The 18,243-nt window shown below is 65.9% G+C and carries 21 protein-coding genes; 6 read left to right on the forward strand and 15 right to left on the reverse strand.

Features of this window, described 5'->3' with window-relative positions; all coding sequences use genetic code 11:
• Positions 1-40: 40 nt before the first annotated feature.
• On the forward strand, positions 41-703 hold the full coding sequence (locus MU856_RS09125; RefSeq protein WP_082820068.1) for an HAD-IA family hydrolase: 663 nt from the start codon (positions 41-43) through the stop codon (positions 701-703).
• On the opposite strand, the gene MU856_RS09130 is transcribed toward MU856_RS09125, so the two are convergent.
• From MU856_RS09130 to MU856_RS09165, 8 genes are read right to left on the reverse strand one after another with little or no spacing between them, the layout of a single operon-like run.
• Positions 700-1,713 (reverse strand): nucleotidyltransferase family protein, encoded by a 1,014-nt coding sequence (locus MU856_RS09130; RefSeq protein WP_186402247.1) that lies wholly within the window; start codon positions 1,711-1,713, stop codon positions 700-702. The two genes, MU856_RS09125 and MU856_RS09130, sit on opposite strands and share 4 nt — an antisense overlap.
• On the reverse strand, positions 1,710-2,576 hold the full coding sequence (locus MU856_RS09135; RefSeq protein ID WP_263588936.1) for an HprK-related kinase A: 867 nt from the start codon (positions 2,574-2,576) through the stop codon (positions 1,710-1,712). The genes MU856_RS09130 and MU856_RS09135 overlap by 4 nt, the downstream gene beginning before the upstream one ends.
• Positions 2,573-2,860, reverse strand: coding sequence for an HPr-rel-A system PqqD family peptide chaperone (locus MU856_RS09140; protein WP_263588937.1), 288 nt, complete (start codon positions 2,858-2,860; stop codon positions 2,573-2,575). Before MU856_RS09140 ends, MU856_RS09135 begins: the two co-directional genes overlap by 4 nt.
• The gene (locus MU856_RS09145; protein WP_062902685.1) at positions 2,850-3,299 is read right to left on the reverse strand and encodes a MarR family winged helix-turn-helix transcriptional regulator; all 450 of its coding nucleotides are present in this window, start codon (positions 3,297-3,299) and stop codon (positions 2,850-2,852) included. Before MU856_RS09145 ends, MU856_RS09140 begins: the two co-directional genes overlap by 11 nt.
• Positions 3,300-3,335: 36 nt before the next feature.
• On the reverse strand, positions 3,336-5,423 hold the full coding sequence (locus tag MU856_RS09150; protein WP_263588938.1) for a TonB-dependent receptor: 2,088 nt from the start codon (positions 5,421-5,423) through the stop codon (positions 3,336-3,338).
• A complete protein-coding gene (maiA, locus tag MU856_RS09155) occupies positions 5,420-6,052 on the reverse strand; it encodes a maleylacetoacetate isomerase (RefSeq protein WP_062902687.1) in 633 nt (210 codons plus the stop codon). The genes MU856_RS09150 and maiA overlap by 4 nt, the downstream gene beginning before the upstream one ends.
• Before the next feature lie 9 nt (positions 6,053-6,061).
• Complete coding sequence (locus MU856_RS09160; protein ID WP_263588939.1) at positions 6,062-7,087, reverse strand: SO2930 family diheme c-type cytochrome; 1,026 nt, start codon at positions 7,085-7,087, stop codon at positions 6,062-6,064.
• Complete coding sequence (locus MU856_RS09165; RefSeq protein ID WP_186402254.1) at positions 7,084-8,286, reverse strand: parallel beta-helix domain-containing protein; 1,203 nt, start codon at positions 8,284-8,286, stop codon at positions 7,084-7,086. The genes MU856_RS09160 and MU856_RS09165 overlap by 4 nt, the downstream gene beginning before the upstream one ends.
• Positions 8,287-8,398: 112 nt before the next feature.
• On the opposite strand from MU856_RS09165, the gene MU856_RS09170 reads away from it, so the two are divergent.
• On the forward strand, positions 8,399-8,929 hold the full coding sequence (locus tag MU856_RS09170; RefSeq protein WP_062902690.1) for a DinB family protein: 531 nt from the start codon (positions 8,399-8,401) through the stop codon (positions 8,927-8,929).
• Between the two features lie 126 nt (positions 8,930-9,055).
• Here MU856_RS09170 and MU856_RS09175 read toward each other — a convergent pair whose 3' ends face one another.
• Positions 9,056-9,334 carry a hypothetical protein gene (locus tag MU856_RS09175; protein ID WP_062902691.1) on the reverse strand — a complete coding sequence of 93 codons (279 nt, stop codon included), beginning with the start codon at positions 9,332-9,334 and terminating at the stop codon, positions 9,056-9,058.
• A gap of 583 nt (positions 9,335-9,917) precedes the next feature.
• A complete protein-coding gene (locus tag MU856_RS09180) occupies positions 9,918-11,237 on the reverse strand; it encodes a serpin family protein (protein ID WP_263588940.1) in 1,320 nt (439 codons plus the stop codon).
• 392 nt (positions 11,238-11,629) lie between these two features.
• On the opposite strand from MU856_RS09180, the gene MU856_RS09185 reads away from it, so the two are divergent.
• Positions 11,630-12,535 (forward strand): hydrogen peroxide-inducible genes activator, encoded by a 906-nt coding sequence (locus MU856_RS09185; protein ID WP_186402258.1) that lies wholly within the window; start codon positions 11,630-11,632, stop codon positions 12,533-12,535.
• 168 nt (positions 12,536-12,703) lie between these two features.
• The gene (locus tag MU856_RS09190; RefSeq protein ID WP_263588941.1) at positions 12,704-13,063 is read left to right on the forward strand and encodes a hypothetical protein; all 360 of its coding nucleotides are present in this window, start codon (positions 12,704-12,706) and stop codon (positions 13,061-13,063) included.
• Positions 13,064-13,102: 39 nt separating this feature from the next.
• Here the strand turns inward: MU856_RS09190 and MU856_RS09195 are convergent, their stop codons facing one another.
• Genes MU856_RS09195 through pgsA form a run of 3 tightly spaced genes read right to left on the reverse strand, consistent with a single transcriptional unit; the run spans position 13,103 to position 14,375 of the window.
• Positions 13,103-13,543 (reverse strand): molybdenum cofactor biosynthesis protein MoaE, encoded by a 441-nt coding sequence (locus tag MU856_RS09195; RefSeq protein WP_062902695.1) that lies wholly within the window; start codon positions 13,541-13,543, stop codon positions 13,103-13,105.
• Complete coding sequence (locus MU856_RS09200; protein WP_217372376.1) at positions 13,540-13,797, reverse strand: MoaD/ThiS family protein; 258 nt, start codon at positions 13,795-13,797, stop codon at positions 13,540-13,542. The genes MU856_RS09195 and MU856_RS09200 overlap by 4 nt, the downstream gene beginning before the upstream one ends.
• A gap of 5 nt (positions 13,798-13,802) precedes the next feature.
• Positions 13,803-14,375, reverse strand: coding sequence for a CDP-diacylglycerol--glycerol-3-phosphate 3-phosphatidyltransferase (gene pgsA, locus MU856_RS09205; RefSeq protein ID WP_062902696.1), 573 nt, complete (start codon positions 14,373-14,375; stop codon positions 13,803-13,805).
• Positions 14,376-14,510: 135 nt separating this feature from the next.
• Here pgsA and MU856_RS09210 point away from each other — a divergent pair, with 135 nt between their 5' ends.
• The gene (locus tag MU856_RS09210) at positions 14,511-15,806 is read left to right on the forward strand and encodes an MFS transporter (protein WP_062902697.1); all 1,296 of its coding nucleotides are present in this window, start codon (positions 14,511-14,513) and stop codon (positions 15,804-15,806) included.
• 21 nt (positions 15,807-15,827) lie between these two features.
• Here the strand turns inward: MU856_RS09210 and MU856_RS09215 are convergent, their stop codons facing one another.
• Together MU856_RS09215 and serB are read right to left on the reverse strand one after the other, a co-directional pair.
• Complete coding sequence (locus MU856_RS09215; RefSeq protein WP_186402260.1) at positions 15,828-16,382, reverse strand: septal ring lytic transglycosylase RlpA family protein; 555 nt, start codon at positions 16,380-16,382, stop codon at positions 15,828-15,830.
• A 3-nt stretch (positions 16,383-16,385) separates the two neighbouring features.
• Positions 16,386-17,270, reverse strand: coding sequence for a phosphoserine phosphatase SerB (serB, locus tag MU856_RS09220; protein WP_263588942.1), 885 nt, complete (start codon positions 17,268-17,270; stop codon positions 16,386-16,388).
• Here serB and miaA point away from each other — a divergent pair.
• Positions 17,269-18,228 (forward strand): tRNA (adenosine(37)-N6)-dimethylallyltransferase MiaA, encoded by a 960-nt coding sequence (gene miaA, locus MU856_RS09225; RefSeq protein ID WP_263588943.1) that lies wholly within the window; start codon positions 17,269-17,271, stop codon positions 18,226-18,228. The two genes, serB and miaA, sit on opposite strands and share 2 nt — an antisense overlap.
• Positions 18,229-18,243 lie beyond the last annotated feature (15 nt).

Consider the following 18,243-nt stretch of genomic DNA (forward strand, 5'->3'; position numbering starts at 1 on the left):
ATCATTGCGGTTTCCAGAGCGAGCGGCCATGCGGACCGGCATGAGCGACTTTCCCTTCCGCATCGTCGGCTTCGATCTCGACGGCACGTTGATCGACACCGCGGGCGACCTGACCGCCGCGGTGAACCATGCGCTGGCGCGGATAGACCGCGCGCCGCTTGCCGAAACAATGGTGCGGCCGATGATCGGGCTCGGCGCGCGTCACATGCTCGAACAGGGGCTGATCGCGACCGGCGGCGTTCCGGCGGAGGATTTCGATCGCTTGCTCGGCGAACTTCTTGCCTATTACGAAGCGCATATCGCGATCGAGAGCCGCCCCTACCCCGGCCTGATCGCGGCGCTCGACGCGCTCGAGGCGCGCGGGGTGCGCTGCGCGGTGGCGACCAACAAGGCCGAACATATGGCGCGCAAGCTGCTCGGCGAACTGGAACTGGCGGATCGCATGGCTGCGATCGTCGGCGGCGACACGCTCAGCGTCCGCAAGCCCGCGCCCGACCCCATCATCGCGATGATCGAGCGGAGCGGCGGCGGGCGAACCGCCTTCGTCGGAGATTCAATCTATGACGTCATGGCGGCGCGCGCCGCCGGGGTGCCCAGCGTCGCGGTGCGTTTCGGCTTTCTCGATCGCCCCGCCGAAGCCTTGGGCGCCGACCATCTGATCGGCCATTATGACGAGCTTCTGCCGCTGCTAGCGGGACTCTAGCTCTTCCGCCACTTCGTCCAAAGGTGCTTCGCCAGCAGCACCGGCGGCATGCGCAGCCAGTGCGAGCGGATGTAGAAAGCCTGTTGCAACGCGAAATTCGTGGGTCGCCCCCAATCGTCGCGCGCGAGCAGGCGGCGGACGAACCAGCCATCGCCCGGCTCGCGCCGGTCCCAGCCGGGCGGCAGCGCCGCACCGTAAAGATCGCGCGCCAGCCGGGCGGCGCGCTGCACCGGCGCGCGCAGTCCATGAAGCGCGGCGCGCGCTTCGAGCTTAGCCCAGAAATCCGCATCGGCGGCCGCGAAGTCGCGCGTCAGGCAATGGAAATCCCACAGATTGCGCAGGCCGCCCTGCAAGTCGCCGTCGGCGAGCAGATGCGCGGCGCAGTGGCACGCCATGTCGCTCGGACACAGCACGGCAAAACCGCCATCGACCAAGACTGCATCGCCGATCATCGCCAGCGCATCGGGCGTCACCCGGTGCGTGCGCGGCAATATCGTGTGGTGGACGTCGATCATCCGGTCTCGGCCCGAGTGGATCAAGGGCGGCAACTCGTGCATATGCTCGCGGTAATAGGCGTCGTCATAGGGATCGGGCTTCACCCATTCCCAGCCCGCCTCGATCAACTCGTTTTCGGCGCGGCCGATGTCGTGCCAGCCGACCAAAATGTCGAGGTCGCCGATCTGGCGCCCCTCGGCGCAAGACAGGCCCGCCGCCGCATAAGCGGTGCCCTTCAGCAGCACGAACGCGATCCCTTCGGGCGCGAGCGCGCGGCGCGTCATCTCGGCCTCCCACAGCGCCTGCGCCCGCGCGACCGCGGCGGCGGCGCGCTGGTCGGCAAGCAGCGCCGCGACGGGCGGCGGCAGCGCCGCATCCGCAAGCCGGTGGGCGAGCGTCGCGAGCAGCGCCTCGGCGCGCGCGGCGCCGATCACTCCGTTCCAGTCGCGCGGCGCTAGGCCGTCCGCATCGCGCCGCCCCGCGAGCAGATCGATCAGCGTACGCACCGCGCTCATCGCGCTGCCTCCGTCCATAATTGCTCGACCAGCGCCATGCCGGCCGCGCTGTCGGGATAGCTGATGCCGAAAGCGGGGGCCTCGCGGACCAGCCGCGCCAGTGCGGCAAAGCCCGCCTCGCCGAGCGCGACATAGTTCGTCGATGCTTCGGTCAGGCGGACGAACACCTCGCCCGGCGCCATCGGCTCGATCGCCGCCGTGCCGCCGAAGCGCGGAAACAGGATCAGCGCGGGCCGGGCCGGTTCGTGCATCGCGGCGATCGCATCGGCGCGCGGGATCAGATGGCGGATATCGCCCTTGGGCGTTCCGGCAAGCAGCGGGCCGAGCCGTGCGGGGTCGACGCGCACCGCCATTTCGGCGATCGCCGCATTCTTCAGGCTTATGGCGCGCGGAAAGCCCAGCGCATCGCCGCTTGCGGGTTCGATCAGCGTGAATTCGTCGCCCATCAGCCGCCACGCGCCCTCGCCGAGCAGCGCCGCGAGCGTCGATTTCCCCGACCCCGATTCGCCCGACAGGATCACCGCGCGCCCGCCGCGCGCCACTGCGCTCGCGTGGAGCAACATGTGCCGCCGCCAGCCGAGCGCGACCTGCAAATTCATCCCCATTTCGGCGGCCAGCAAGCCCATCGACAGCGGCAGCGGAAGAGCGTCAGGAACGATAAAATCGCCGCCGATATGCACCGAGGGGCGCAGCCAGCGGCGCCACGGGCGCGCGGCGAACAGCCGCACCGTCGCATCGGCGGGGCGCGCCATGTCCTCGGGATAGCCCGCATAAAGGCGGTCGAGCGTCTCGATCGGCGCGCGCCAGTCGCTGCCGATGCGAAACTGGACCGGCCCTACCGCGATGCGCGTGCTGTGCCTCACGCCGGCGCCACCAGCCCCAGCGCCGCAAGCTCGGCGAGCCGCTCGCGCAAGACCGCCGCGACATCGTCGCCGCCCGCGCCCCCCAGGTCGAACATGGCGGCAAGCCGCTCCGCCAGCGCGCCCGCATCGCAGGGCGTATCGCCCATTGCGGCAATTATTTCGGGCATGGGCGCGACGACAAGGTGCGTCTGCATCGATCGCCGGTCGAAGATCGCGGTCAGGTCGCCAAGCGGCTCGATACGCAGCGCGCCGGCCTCGGGGGCACGATAAAGCCTATCCGCCATAATCTTCCGCGGCGCTCGTCAGCTTGGCGAGGATCGCCATCAGCGCGGCGCGCTCGCCCGCGTCCAGCGCCGCCTCCAGCTTCGCCTCGCTGGCGAGCGCAGCGGGCACGATCGCGTCATAGAGCGAGCGGCCCTCCGCGGTCAGTTCCAGATGGTGCGAGCGTCCGTCGGCCTCGTGCGCCTGGCGCGCGATAAGCTGGCGGTCGGCCAGCGCCTTGGCGGCGCGATTGACCGTCACCTTGTCCATCCGCGTCGCGGCGACCAGTTCGCGCTGGGTCAGCGGTCGCCCTTCGCCGAGCACCGCCATCAGCCGCCATTCGGGGATCTTCAGGCCGAAGCGGCTCTGATATTCGGCGGCAATCCGGCTCGATACCGCGTTCGACGCAATCGACAGCCGATAGGGCAGAAATTCCCCGAGATTGAGTGTCTTCGCCGCCATGCCCCTATCCTTATCGCCTCTGCGCCGCCTGCGAAATCAATAAGCGGCGCGTATACCTACCCACAAGGTCCGCGGCGTCGCGCGTTCCAATATGCCCGCCGACGACAGCGCCGCCGGAACGAGCGCGTCGAAGATATTCTCGCCGCGCGCTTCGATCCGCAAGCCCTGCGTCAACCGCAACGACATCCCGGCATCGACGGTCAGCGCATCGCCGAGCGGTTGCAGCCCCAGATCATCCTCATTCTGCCTGCCGATATAGCGCAGGGTCGCGAAGCCGCCGAACGGTCCCGCATCGCCTGCGCGCAGCGACAGGCTGGCGCCATGTTTCGCGATCTGCGCCGGCCGCTTGCGGTCGAGCGCAGCCGCGGCGCCCGACGCCGCGACGCGCGCATCGGTGAAGGCATAGGTGGCGCCCAGCGTCAGCGGGCCGACGCGCTGTTCGGCGCTGACTTCGGCGCCCTTGCTGTCGATCGCATCGAGATTCTGGCGCTGGCTATAGCTCGCCCCCGCCGCGACGAAACCGACGCCGGGGAAATTGCCCGGACCGGTGCCCAGCGTGACATTGGCGATCGCATTGTCGAGCCGGTTCGCGAACAGCGTGACGCTCAGCTTCGTACCGCCGCGCCTCCAGTCGGCGCCGATCTCGCCGCCCCACAATCGTTCAGGAGCCAGCGCCTCGTTCGCGGCCGTCGCATGGGCGCCGACGCGGAAGGGCCGGTAGAGTTCGTTGAGCGTCGGCAGGCGCCAGCCGCGATAGGCGGCGGCGCGCAGCGCCACATCGCCCGCCGACCAGCGGACACCCGCACGCCCACTGCCTTCCCAGCCCTGCCGCGCCGCAATGCGGGCGTCGGTGATCGTCGATCCACCGAAATTATATTCGTGCCGGTATCCGGTGCCGATCCACCATTGATCGACCCGGCCGCTGAGCGTCCACAGCAAGCCGTCATCTTCGCCACCCGACGTCCATTCGGCGAAGGCGCCGACGGTGTCGCTGCTGCCCCCCGCGCTGCGGTGACGGCCGGGATTGAGGCCAGTGAAGAAATAATCCTCCTCGGTCCGCCCGACGGTGCGGCGCCAGTCGGCGCCGATACGCAGCGGGTTGGCCGCGCCGAACGCAGGCCGCAATTCGACGCGCGCGCCGAGCCCGGTCGTCGGCACCTGCTGAAAGAGCGCCGGCGCCACGCTGTTGCGGTTCGCCGCGACGCTGGCAAAACCTGTGTCGAAGTCGCGGACCTGGACATAGCCGAGCGCGAGCCATTGCAGCCCGTCCGCGGGTTCGTGCAGGTACCGCAAGCTGGCATCGATCCCGTCGACCGTGCTGGTCGTGAAATCAGTGCCGCGGTCGCGCCGGTCCGAAAAGCCGCGCACGCTCGCCTCGATCCGGCTGTCGGGGCCAGTATCGAAGCGCAGGCGTACGCCCAGCCCGCCTTGCCGATAGGGCGCGGCGCGATCGGCGCTGCCCCGCTGTCTTTCGACGACGGGCACAAAGCCATCGCCGCGGCTGTAGCGGCCGTCGACCGCGACCTGTCCGTCGCCAAGCCGCGTGCCGACGCTGAACGCCGCATCCCAGCCGTCACGGCTGCCATAGGCAAGGCTCGCCTCGCCGCCGTCGGTCATCTGCGAATAGAGCGCAACGGTGCCCGCCAGCGCGCCCGGTCCGTCGGCGCCGCTGCCGCCGCCACGGGTAATCGCGACGCCGCCCAGCCGGATCGCATCATAGGCGCTCCACGCCACCCAGCCGCCGAACGGGTCGGCCTGCGGCACCCCATCGAGCGTCACCAGCGCGCGGCTCGACGCATTGCCGCCCAGCCCGCGCAGCGTGACGCCTTGGCTCGTCGGATGCGCCGATCGGCTGTCGCTGCGGCGAAACTGGACCAGCCCCGCCTCGTCGCGCAGCCGGTTCTCGACGCGCGCGCCAAGGCCGGGATCAAGGTCGGTCAGCACGGCCACCGCCTGCCCCGCGTCGCCGCTCCCGCTGAGCAGGCCGCCACCGGTCACGATGATGTCCTGCGGCTGCGGGCGACGATAGTCGGCGATCACAATGTCGCTATCGGACGCCGCCTCCTGCGCCAGCGCCGCCGCCGGCATCGCCAGCGCGGCCACCCCCAACACCAGCCGGATCACGCGGGCTTCACCGCATCGGGATGCGCGCGCCGGAACGCCTCATGCTCCATGCACGCAGCGTCGATTTCCATGAGGCGCGGATAATGATCCAGCGGCACCTCGAACCGGCGTGCATTGTACATCTGCGGCACCAGACAGCAGTCGGCGATCCCCGGTTCGTCGCCGCCAAGATATGGGCCTTCGCCGGCCATTGCCTCCAGCGCATCGAAGCCTTGCAATATCCATTCGGCGATCCAGCGATCCTTGGTCTGTTCGTTGAGCCCCAGGTCGCGGGTCAGATATTTGAGCACGCGCAGATTGTTGAGCGGGTGGATATCGCACGCGACGACATAGGCCTGCGCCAGCGCTACCGCGCGCGCCATCGGATCGTCGGGGATCAGCCGCGGTTCGGGGTGCGCGCGGTCGAGCCAGTCGATGATTGCAAGGCTCTGGATGATCGGCTCGCCGTCGGCGACGAGCATCGGCACGAAGCCCTGGGCATTTTGCGCAAGATAGGCGTCGCTCTTCTGTTCGCCGGCGATCAAGCTGACCTCGACGCGCTCGTAATCGAGACCTTTGAGGTTCAGCGCGATGCGAACGCGAAAGCTGGCCGACGAGCGGAAATAATCATGGAGGATGAGAGCGGTCATCGGGCCAGCCTAATGCGCGTCTTTGGGCATCGCCGCAATCCATTCCCGCAACAGCGCCGCGCCTTCCTTGTGAACCGTCGAGCGGCCAAGTTCGGGCATCGCAATGCCGGGGTCGAGACTTTCGAGGCGGTAGATCAGGAAACTGTGGTCGGGATCGCCCGGCTGGATCGCGAAATCCATGCCGCCGCTTCCGCGCCCGGCCGCAGTCGGACGCTTGCCGATGCCGTAGTTGACCCCGACCGGGTCGGTCCAGCGCAAGAACAGCCCGCTGTTCGACGCGCTGCCCTCGGGATTGTGGCAATGTGCGCAATTGGCCTCGAGATAGGCGCGCGCGCGGTCCTGCAGCGTGCCGCTCGCCGGATCGTCCCAGCGCGGCATCGCCGGCTTCAGCGCCGCAGGGTTGGTGAAATAGAGCGCGCGCGTATCGGCGCCGACCGTATCCGCCAGCACCATGTTGCGGGCCTTGGGGCCGATCGGGACGATCGCACCCGCGCGGCTGTGGCATTCCTTGCACTGGTTGCGGTTGGGCACGCCATATTGGATCGCATGCGCCGTCCCGTCGGGGCTTTTGAACGCCACCGGCACGCGCCGCCCCGCGATGGCGAGCGAGGCGTCCCGGCCGTCGGCGTCCCAGATATAGGGCAGCGCCACCCAGCCGCTCGCGCGGTGGATCAGCAGCCGCGTCTCGACCGGACGGCCATCGTTGAAGTCGGGCCAGCCGAAGCTTTTGACGATCACAGTGCCGACCGGAAAATCGACCGTGCCGTCCGCCAGCACCGTCGCCCGCTTGCCCGCCGGGATCGACACGAACCGATGCTTTTCGGCATAGTCGCTGAACAAGGGCGTGCGCAGCGTGTAGGCAAAGCTCGCGATCGGCCGCGCCGGATCATTCCCCGCGAACAGCCCAAAGGCGGAGAGCTTTGCGGGCATCGCGCTGCCCACGATCAAGGCCTGATCGACCGCGGCCGGCGCCGCCCCGCCGCCCGCGCTGGCGTAGAGCAGCGCCGCGATCAGCGCGGCGGCGATACGCTTCACTGGACCTTGGCCTCCATGCCCTCCGGCAGCACGATGGCGGGCAGCGCGGGCGGCGGCGTGCCGCCCAGCTTGACCGGCACCGGCTTCGCTTCGCTCTGCGGCGTCGTCACGTCGGGCAGGCCGAGCGACAGCACGCCGACATCGTCGAGGACGATCGCGTCGCCCGCGCCGTCCCACAGCACCGGCGGAATCGCTCCGCCCATTGCCGCCGCGATCTCGGCTCCGCCCGGAAAGGCCGGCGCGAAGCCCGCCTTGCCATGCGCATTGTCGCGCACCACGATCTGCCGCGGCAGCGGCTGATATTTGGGGTCTTTCTGGTCGTAGCGATAGCCGACGATCATCACATTGGCGGTGCCATTGTCCTCGAACACATTGTCGAAAACCTCGACATTGCGGTTCGCCATCACCAGAACCCCGGTCCCCGTCGGCACGCTGGCGACGATATTGCCCTTCGGCGCGAAATTGGGCGTGCTGTTGTCGCTGACGACATTGTCGAAGACGCGGACATTATGCCCGCCTTGCTGCGGCAGATTGGGCAGGTCGAACACCAGGATCCCGCCGGTATTCTTGTTCGCGATATTGTCGTGCACGTCGGCGTCGAAACAGTTTTCGATCTCGATCCCGGCGACATTTTCGGTCGCGATCGAATCGCGCACGACGATGTTGCGCGACTGGCCCACATAAATGCCGGCGTCCGACGCGCCGCGCACATAGACGCTGTCGATCAGCACATCCTGGCTTTCGACCGGATAGATGCCATAGGCGCCGTTGGTTTCCTTAGGGCCCGCGGTCCATTCGACGCGCAGTTCGTTGTAGACGATGCGGTCGGCACCTTTCGACTTGATGCCGTCGCCGCGCGTGTTGAGCACCGCGAAATTGGTCAGCAGCACATCGTCGGAGGTGACGAGCAGCCCCTCGCCCGCTCCCTGCTGCCCTGAAAAGTCCAGGATCGATCCGCCCTCGCCGGTCCCCGCGCCGCGCACCGTGACGTTATCGACATCAAGCGACAGCCCGTCGGTCAGCTTCCAGGTGCCCGCACCCAGTTGCACGACATCGCCGGGCTCGGCGAGGATCAGCGCTTCCTGCAGTTTCTCGTTGGCGTCGGCGCCCTCGGCCGAGACATTGATCGTCTTGGCCGCGGCCGGACTGGCGGCGACCGCGACCATCGCGGCGGCCAGCGACAGGACATGGAATCGCATTGCACACTCTCCCTTGTTTTGCCCGAGCATGCGGCAAGACTTGACGGATGCCAAGCGGCTTGCTGACAAGCATGTCATTGGCGTGGCGGCACGCGCGCGGGAGACAGGCCGAATGATCGACAATCGCTTTGTGCAGATGATGGCGCGCTACAACGGGTGGCAAAACCGCGCCGCCTATGCCGCCGCCGACACGCTGACCGATGCCGAGCGACGGCTGGATCGCGGCGCCTTTTTCGGGTCGATCCACGCGACACTCTCGCACCTTCTGTGGGCCGACCGCATCTGGCTGTCGCGCTTCGACCGCTGCCCGCCGCCCGATTGTCCGGGCAATGAAAGCGGCGGCTTCGTCGCCGACTGGGACGATCTGAAGGCGCAGCGCACCGCGATGGACACGCTCGTCGTGACCTGGGCCGACGCGATGGCGCCGGGCGCCGTTGCCGGCAATCTCGACTGGTACAGCGGCGCCGCGGGCCGGGACGTCTCCGCCCCGCTCGGCATCGTGCTGCCGCATATCTTCAACCATCAGACGCACCACCGCGGTCAGGTGCACGCGATGCTGACCGCCGCCGGGTGCCGCACCGAAGACACCGACCTCTTCCTGATGCCGACGGCCGACTGGCTGGGCTTCGATCACAGAAGCTAGGCGCCGGAGACTGGGCCGCGTAGACAAATTCCAATGCTGCGAGGACGGCAGCTAACCTCCATTTCGTTCCGAAAGCTGCCTTTCCGGACACGACCGATTGTAGACGTCCGGCCGCTCAACTGACTGCTATTTTGTGTCCCCGCTTTGAAAAAGCTTCATTCGAGCGAGCCAGAAAAGCCATATCATTCCAGAATAGGTTGCTATCGCCAGCATCCGTCCCGGCCAAAGCACCTCGAAAACAATCTCGGAGTCAGGTCGGAAAAACGGCAGACCGATCCACGATCCCAGCGGCGCATAGTAGAGCTGATGAAGGGCAAACAATATCAGATTTGGAAAAAGCTTTAGTAGCAGGAGCAAGGCCGCGGGTGCCGCCAATATGGCTATCGTGATGATCCTGATGGACATACTGCCTTTTTTTAAGCGCGAAATCTTAATGGCAGCTCACCACCCCGGTTTTCGCCATCGGGTGCAGTTCGGGCCGAGATGGCAGCTAAAGACCATTGCGGACGTCGCATCGCAGCGGCATTAAGCGTCGATGAAACCAAGCCTTCTGATCGCCTTTATCGCGCTAGCGGTCATTTTAGCATGGATGGGGTGGGCTTTCCGGGGGTTACTTGTCGTTGATGCATGTCTTGACGCGGGCGGCAGATGGCAAGCCAATGGGCAATATTGCCAAAGTGCTCGCTGACCGGTGCTACGACAGCATTCGACAGATACTGTTGAAAAAGTCGGCCGCCGCACGGCGCCCATCGAATTTCGGTAATAATGATTCATGAAGTCTCGGCCGCGCGAACGATCGATGCGCATAGGCAACTATACTTGGTTCCAATATGGCCCGCCAAAACCCCTTTCGGACTTTTTCAACAGTATCAACCGATCTTAGGCCATTCCAATCGAGACGAGGGTGCGCCAATAGCCGTCATACGTTGACGCCCCGGGGGGGGGGCATCGCGGTGCTTGAATATCGTGTAGCCGGAGGCCTGAATCCCTAGTCGCCGAGCGGACGCTCCGCTTGGGTTTTCACATAGCGTCCCATGAACAGGATCAAACCAGTCCGTAGGTCGCGCAGCAGGAAAAAGAACGGCTTGTCCGCCCGGAATATGAACGGCGGCGGAGGTGGTTCCCTTCGGGCGCTGGAGACGACGATATCCCCGACCGCAGTGGCGGCCGCAGCCTCCGCACCGACCTCGTCCACATCAAGATATGTCTTGTGAATGACGCGAGCGATTTTCAGTCCGACGGCTTCGGGAACCTCGCCGGGGTATGGAATTGTGGCCATTCCCGAAAAGTCGGCATCGTCTGAAAATGCTGTGGGTGCGCCCATCGAGATAAGAGAATTCTTGAGGTCCTGCCGCAATTCTACATGCATCTTGGGTATCGTCAGGATGGTTTCGCGCCGCTCGGCGTTGGCGAGGTCGGTAAGCCAATTTGCGAGATCAGCGGCGGTAAGCTCTTCTTCGAATTTCGGCAGGCCCTTTGCCGAATTGGGCAGAAACACAACCATTTCGACTTCGTGACCCACGTACGGCAGCGAGATCGCCTTGAAGCCGCCCCGCTCGATCAGTCGAAAGTTGGACTGCTGGCGCATGAGCGGCGTGGAAACCTGATCGCCACTCAATTGCGTGAAAGGCTCCGTTTTTGTCTGCTTTTTATCGAAAGCGCCAGCCCATGCGCCCTTCCAGTAGATGGCATTGACGAGGATCGCGCGAGTTCGTTTTGTGATGTCGTCCGGCAGCAGCAGGTCTTTGATCTTGCCCCGAGTGCTTTCTGCAACCCAGCTATTGATCTGGATGCGCGCGGCATTCGCTCCTCCGCGAAAGTTCACACGCTGCAACCCTGCCTGCGCAAAAGCCGTCACGTCCTTCTCATACTCGGGCAGAAGCGGCATCTCGTCCTGCAACCAGACGGCATTCGCCGTTCGTAGTTCGCGTCGCGGTCCGGAAAAATTCATCGTGTCAAGCACTTGCCCGTTGGCACGCAGATAGTCCCACGGCGGCTTGGTGAAATGGAATGTCTTCTCAAGCTCCCCCGCCGTCGTACCGCGCGCGCCGCGATAGGCAAGACCTATGGCAACCGAAACGCTGGCGGGCGAAAGGAAATGGTTTTCATCAGCGGTCAGCGTGCGCCGATAAAGGTCAAGCGAGAACGTGTTGATCCCTGAAATAGCTGCTTTCGCATCTGATTCGACCACTGCCGAAATGGTGCGGATTGGCTCGTTCGACGAGACATCCGCGTCCTGGCAAAAAGCTGGCGAGGCCGTTGTCGTCGCCGCAATAACAACGATCTCTGCGATCCTGCGGAATGACATTTCTTGCTCCCACCCCTTCTTCAGCGCTACCCTTGTGCAAATTTCCCATGACTGCGTTAATTCTATCTTGGCTGATAATTATTAAGTCGTGGCACCATCGGATACTTGTAGCCAAATCCCGGCAGCATTTGCATATAGAAGACGCAGAGCAGCCTTTCAGCTCCCCATCCCATCCCGCTCATTCAGCTCGATGCCGAACATTCGCGAAAGCGGACGCTCCATGAGGTTGGTTTTTGTCCATGCGCCTTAGCTCCCCGACCCCAGCGCCCCGTCTTCGTCGTCCACCTTCGTCTGCCATCGGCTCGGTCCCCTTGCCTTCCTCTCATGCGACCGCGACGCATATAATCGACGAAGTCACTCGAAATTACCAATCCGATTGCTATATTCGATCAATGCAATATTACCTGCCCTCGCTAAAGCAGATGCAATATCTCGTCGCGCTGCACGAGCATGGCCATTTCGGCCGCGCCGCCGATGCCTGCAACGTCACCCAGTCGACGCTGTCGGCGGGTATCCGCGAGCTGGAAACCCTGCTCGGCCAGACCCTCGTCGAACGCACCCGCCGCGTCGTCCGCTTTACCGGGCTCGGCGACGCGATCGTCGAAAAGGCGCACCGGGTGCTGCGCGAGGCGGAGGAGCTTGCCGACATGGCCGCCGCCGCCTCGGCGCCGCTAGTGGGCGAATTGCGGATGAGCGTGATCCCGACGATCGCGCCTTTCCTGCTGCCCGACCTGTTGCCGCGGCTGCGCAAGGAACGCCCGTCGCTCAAGCTGTTCCTGCGCGAAGAGCCGAGCGCGCAGGCGTGTGAATCGCTGCACCACGGCCAGGTCGATTGCGTGCTGCTCGCCCTGCCCTACGCCTGCGGCGATGTGGAGAGCGAGGCGCTGTTCGACGACGCGCTGTTCGTCGCCTTCCCCGGCGATCAGTCGGAGGAACTTCCCGCAATGGTCAGCGCCGACCAGATCGACCCCGCGCAGATGCTGATGCTCGAGGACGGCCACTGCCTCAAAGACCACGCCCTTGCGGCGTGCAACCGCCCCGAACTGCGCGCGGGCGCACGCATGATGGGCACTTCGCTCCATACGCTCGTGCAGATGGTCGACAACGGGCTGGGTATCACCATGTTGCCGCAGATGGCGATCGAGGCGGGCATACTCGACCACACCGACATCGACACCCGCCCGCTCGATTCCGACCACGACTGGCGCACCATCGCCCTCGTCTGGCGCAAGGGCAGCCCGCGCGCCGACGAATTCCGCATGCTCGCCGACATTTTCCGCAAACACCGGGCAAATTGACCGACAGACCGCAACCGCGCCAGGGCGCGCAGCAGTAAAGCGCCCGGCCGGCAGCGGCCCCATTTATAATCTTATGAAAGTCCCGCGTCGATATATTGGTCCCCGGCGATCGAACAATCGCTAACGACCCCATGGCAGTTGCGGCGAATATTGATTATCGAACGCCCGATGCGGCTTATGATTTCGGCCTTTTCTTTGCTCGCGGCGTCCATCGTGATCACCTGTGTTATCGCGAGCGGGATGGAGCGAATCCCGGAGATCACGCGAGATCTCCCAGCAACATACGCCGAGGGTGGGCCGATCTTCGATGCGAGGCTGAAAGCTCGCTTCCCCCTCGGCACTGCTGAAAACGCCATCATCGAGGAGTTGGAGCGACAAGGTTTCTCAATCAAAGAGGGGCCACATGGTCGGTTCGCCACATTCGTAGAGAAGAAGCTGATCGTCTCAAACATATGGAATGTCGGCTGGGAGGCCGAGAACGGGGCGGTCTCGAAGATATGGGGGGTATATGGTGGTCGCGGCCCGTGAAGCACCTAACCATCCCAAACCGTCCCTTCCGCCCGCTCCCTAATCCCAGCCCTCCGCGCGCTCTTGATCGGCCGCGCGCGGTTCGACCCAGCGGACGGCGCCGTCAGCCAGCGTCTCGCGCTTCCACAGCATGACGTCGGTCTTCAGCCGGTCGATCAGAAAGGTGCAGGCAGCGAGCGCTTCGGCGCGGTGCGGGCTGCTGGCGAGGACGAGCACGATCGCCTCGCCCGGCGCCATCGCGCCGACGCGGTGGATCAGCGTCAGCGCCGGCAGCCGCCAGCGGTCCGCGGCGGCGTGCGCCAGGTCGGCGAGGCCGCGCTCGGTCATTTGGGGGTGATGTTCGAGGAACAATTGGATCACGCCGTCGTCGCCGCGCACCCGGCCGACGAAGCTAGCGGTAGCGCCGTGCCCGCCCGCGTCGTGGCGGTCGGTCTCGGTCGCAAAGTCGATCGCCGCGTCCTGGACGACGACGCGGATCATCCGCCCGTCACCGGCGGGAACAACGCGACGTCTTGGGCGCCGGCAAGCGCCGCGTCATTGCCCATCATCTGGCCGTCGATCGCGACGCGAATCCGCGCCGGATCGGCAAAGGCCCGGGCGCCGCGGTCGTCGCGCGCGGCGAGCCATGCGATCAGGTCGGACGCGGTCGCGACATTGGCGGGCGGTTCGACCTGCTCCTCGCCGCATCCCATGCGTTCGCGCACCCATGCGAAATAGGCGAGCTGCAGCGCCACCGGCGTCAGTCCATATGCTTCAGGCCGACGCGCAGATAATCCCAGCCGGTGATCATCGTCAGCACCGCCGCGCCCCACAGGGTCGCCAGGCCGACGCTGCGGACCCATTCCATAGCGGGCAGCGCGCCCGCCAGGATCAGCGCGCCGAACGAGACAAGCTGAAAGGTCGTCTTCCATTTGGCGAGCCGGGTGACCGGCATCGACACCTGCAAGGTCGCGAGGAATTCGCGCAGTCCCGACACGATGATCTCGCGCAGCAGAATGACGAGCGCGGCGATGACGTGGATGCCGGTGATGTCGCGCGTGAAGACGAGCAGCAGGATCACCGCCGCGATCATGATCTTGTCGGCGATGGGATCGAGGAAGGCGCCGAGCCGCGACACGGTGCCGCGCGCGCGGGCAACATAGCCGTCGAAATAATCGGTGATGCCCATCAGGCAGTAGAGGACGAAGGCCAGCGCATAATAGAGCGGCGCCGGCTGGTGCGTTCCCTCGCGCGCGCCCGGCCACAGCAGCGCCAGCAGGATCGGAACCGTCAGGATGCGCGAAAGCGTCAAGATGTTCGGTAGGCTGAGCATGACCCCTGATCGCGCGAAAGTTCCAAAATGGGCTTTGACCGTCCAAGCCCTAACCGATAAGCCCCCCGGGCGACAACCGAATTGCCCCTTTGGCGCGGCCGGGTCGCTATGTCGGACTGCAATGATGGAATTTCAATGACCGGATCCTTTGCGCTTTTGAAGCAACGCCGGTTCCTTCCCCTGTTCGTCACGCAATTGCTCGGCGCGTTCAACGACAATCTGTTCAAGAATGCGATGGTGCTGTTCGTCGTCTACGGCGTCTTCAACGACGAAGCGTCCGAAACGCTGTTCAGCGCGGTCGCGACCGGGCTGTTCATCCTGCCCTTCTTCCTCCTGTCGGCGCTCGCCGGGCAGCTTGCCGACACGCGCGACAAGGCGATGATCATCCGCATCGTCAAATTCTGCGAAATCCTCATCATGGCGGTCGGCGGCACCGGGCTCGTCCTCGCATGGATGGGCTGGGCGGTGCATCTGGTCGCCATTCCGCTGATGATGCTGGCGCTGTTTTCGATGGGCATCCACTCGACCTTCTTCGGTCCGATCAAATATGCGATCCTGCCGCAGCATCTGGAAAGCGACGAGGTGCTGGGCGGCACCGGGCTGGTCGAGGCCGGCACCTATATCGCGATCCTCGCGGGCACGATCCTCGCAGGTATCATCGACGTCGAATGGGCGGCGCTCGGCGTCGTGCTCGTCGCCTTCATCGGCTACTGGACCGGGCGCAAGGTGCCGCCCGCGCCGCCGCAGCACGAGGAAACGGGGATCGACTGGCACATCGTCCGCTCGTCGATCGCGCTGGTGCGCGGCACGATGCATATCAAGCGGCTCTATCTCGCGATCCTGTCGATCAGCTTCTTCTGGACGATTGGCGCGGTGCTGTTCATCCAGTTCCCGCCGCTGGTGAAGAATATCCTCCACGCCGACAAGAGCGTCGCGAGCCTGTTCCTCGCGGTCTTCTCGATCGGCATCGCGATCGGCTCGGTCGCGGTCAACCGGCTGCTCAAGGGCGAGGTATCGGCGCGCTACAGCCCGGCGAGCGTCGTCGTGATGGGCGCGTTCGTCGTCGCCTTCTATTTCGTCTGCCGCAACTGGGAGCAGGATCCCGCGGGCACGCTCTACGGCATCGGCGGCTTTTTAAACCACGCCGATGTCATCCCGCTGCTCGCCAGCCTGATGGGCATCGCGATCAGCGGCGGCATGTTCGTCGTGCCGCTCTATGCCTTCCTGACCACCACCGTGCCCAAGGACCAGACCGCGCGCACCGTCGCGGCGAACAATATCGTCAATTCGGGCGCGATGGTCGCGGGCTCGCTGCTCGCTATCGGGCTCGGCTTCGCGGGCGTCGGCGTCGTCGATCAGCTGTTGATGAGCGCGGTCATGTGCCTGATCTCGGCGTGGCTCGCGGTCAAGCTCCACCGCGCCTGCGACTGACGCCCGCCGCCCTCTTTCGCCTCAGCGCTCCCCCGCCGCCAGCCGCGCGCGCAGCGCCGCCAGCTCGCGCGGTGGCAAGGGGGCGAGCGCCGCCGCCGGCTTGCCCTTGCGCAGCCGAGCGCGATCCTCGTCGGACGGTTCGACCCGCCGCACGCGCACCGGCACCACGCCATGGCGGTGCGCGCCGAGAGCTTCGGCGGCGCCTTTCGACAGGTCGATGATGCGCCCGCCGCCGGCGAACGGCCCGCGGTCGTTGACGCGCACGACGATCCGCCGCCCGCTGTCGAGCGCCGTCACCTCGACATAGGTCGGCAGGGGCAGCGTGGTATGCGCGGCGGTGATCCAGCCGGGCCGGAATTTCTCGCCATTTGCGGTGCGATTGCCCGATTCGCTGCCGTACCAGCTCGCATAGCCGACGGCGTCATAGGCAGGCGCGGCGGCGGGGACATAGGTCGTTCCGCGGACCGCATAGGGCTTGCCGATCCGCACCGGAGTATCGGCCACCGGGCGATATTGGCCGCCCGCGCAGGCGGACAGCGCCAGCATGGCAAGGCCCGCCCCCGCCGCGCGCAGCATCGCCTATCCCATCACCCACTGGCGCCGCGCATAGCCCTGCGCCCACAAAAGCGCGGTCAGGTCGTGGTGGCGGATCGCCGCATCGGCGGCCGCGGCGGCGGCGGGATGCGGGTGATAGCCGATCCCGAGCCCCGCCGAAGTGATCATCGGAATATCGTTCGCGCCGTCGCCGACCGCCAGCGTGTCACCCAGCGTCAGCCCGCGCGCCGCGGCCTCGGCGCGCAGCGTTTCGAGCTTCGCCGAGCTGTCGACGATCGGTTCGGCAACCTTGCCGGTCAGCTGGCCGCCGGCGATCTCCAGCTCGTTCGCGACCACCTTGTCGAAGCCGATCGCTTCGGCAACCGGCGCGGCAAAGGGCAGGAAACCGCCCGACACCAGCACCGACCAGGCGCCATGCGCCTTCATCGTCTGGACCAGCGTGCGCGCACCGCGGGTCAGTCTGACGCGTTCCGCCCGGCATTCGGCGATCGTCGCCTCGGCCATGCCGCGGAGCAGCCCGACGCGCTCGATCAGCGCGGCGCGAAAATCTAGTTCGCCGCGCATCGCGCGTTCGGTGATCGCGGCGATCTGCGGCTTGATCCCGGCATAGTCGGCCAGTTCGTCGATGCATTCGACGGTGATCATTGTCGAATCCATGTCGGCGATGATCAGCTTCTTCGTCCGGTCGCCAAGCGGCTGGACGACGACGTCGAGCGCGCCATGATCCATTTTTGCCAGTTCGGCGCGCGCGCTGACCAGACTGCCCTGAAAGAAGATGTCCGCGGCGTCGCCCTCGTCGATCCAGTGCGGCGCGCCCACCTCATGTCCTGTCGCATCGAGACGGTCGATCGCTTCGCGGACCACCTCGCCCGTCAGCTTCCCGGCTGCTATCAGCGTTGCAACGAACATGGCATCTCCTTCTTCTTCCTTCACGCACCGTCCACCGGTGGCGCTTATCGCTGGCCCCACCGCCAGCGGCAAGAGCGCATTGGCGGTCGCCCTCGCCCAGGCGCTCGGCGACGCAGAGGTCGTCAACGCCGACGCGAGTCAGGTTTATGTGGACATCCCCCTCCTCTCGGCACGGCCGGACGCGGCGGAGATGGCCGGCATCCCGCATCGCCTCTTCGGTCATGTCGATGGCGGGTCCGCCCACAATGCGGCGCGTTGGGCCGAAGAAGCGCGCCGCACCCTGTCCCACGCGCACGCCGCGGGGAAGGTTCCCATCCTCGTCGGCGGCACCGGCCTCTATCTGCGCACGCTGCTCGACGGCATCGCCCCGGTGCCCGAAATCGACCCGGATATTCGCGAAGCAGTGCGCGCCCTGCCCGTCGCCGACGCTTATGCCGCGCTCGCCAAAGCCGATCCCGCCGCTGCCGCCCGGCTCAATCCTGCCGACACGACCCGCATCGCGCGCGCGCTCGAGGTGGTGCGCGCGACCGGCCGGACGCTCGCTGCGTGGCAACAGGAACGCAGCGGCGGCATCGCCGAGGCGATCACGCTGGTGCCGCTCATTCTGCTGCCGCCGCGCGACTGGCTGCGCGAGCGCTGCGACACCCGCCTTGTGCGTATGTTCGACGGCGGCGCGATCGAAGAGGTGAGCGCGCTGCTCGCGCGCGGGCTCGACCCCGATCTGCCTGTCATGCGCGCGATCGGCGTGCCGCAGGTCGCGGCGCATGTCCGCGGCGAAAGCAGCCGCGAGACGGCGCTCGAGGCGGCGCAAGCGGCGACCCGCCAATATGCGAAGCGGCAATATACCTGGTTCCGCCACCAGCCCCCCGCCGGATGGCCGCGCCACGAAGAGTCATTATCCGTCGATTCCGTCAATCAGATCGCAATATTATTACGTGATAGACTGTTGACAGGATAGAATCATATACCTATT

Source organism: Sphingopyxis sp. GC21, from assembly GCF_025727575.1.
Classification (GTDB): domain Bacteria; phylum Pseudomonadota; class Alphaproteobacteria; order Sphingomonadales; family Sphingomonadaceae; genus Sphingopyxis; species Sphingopyxis terrae_A.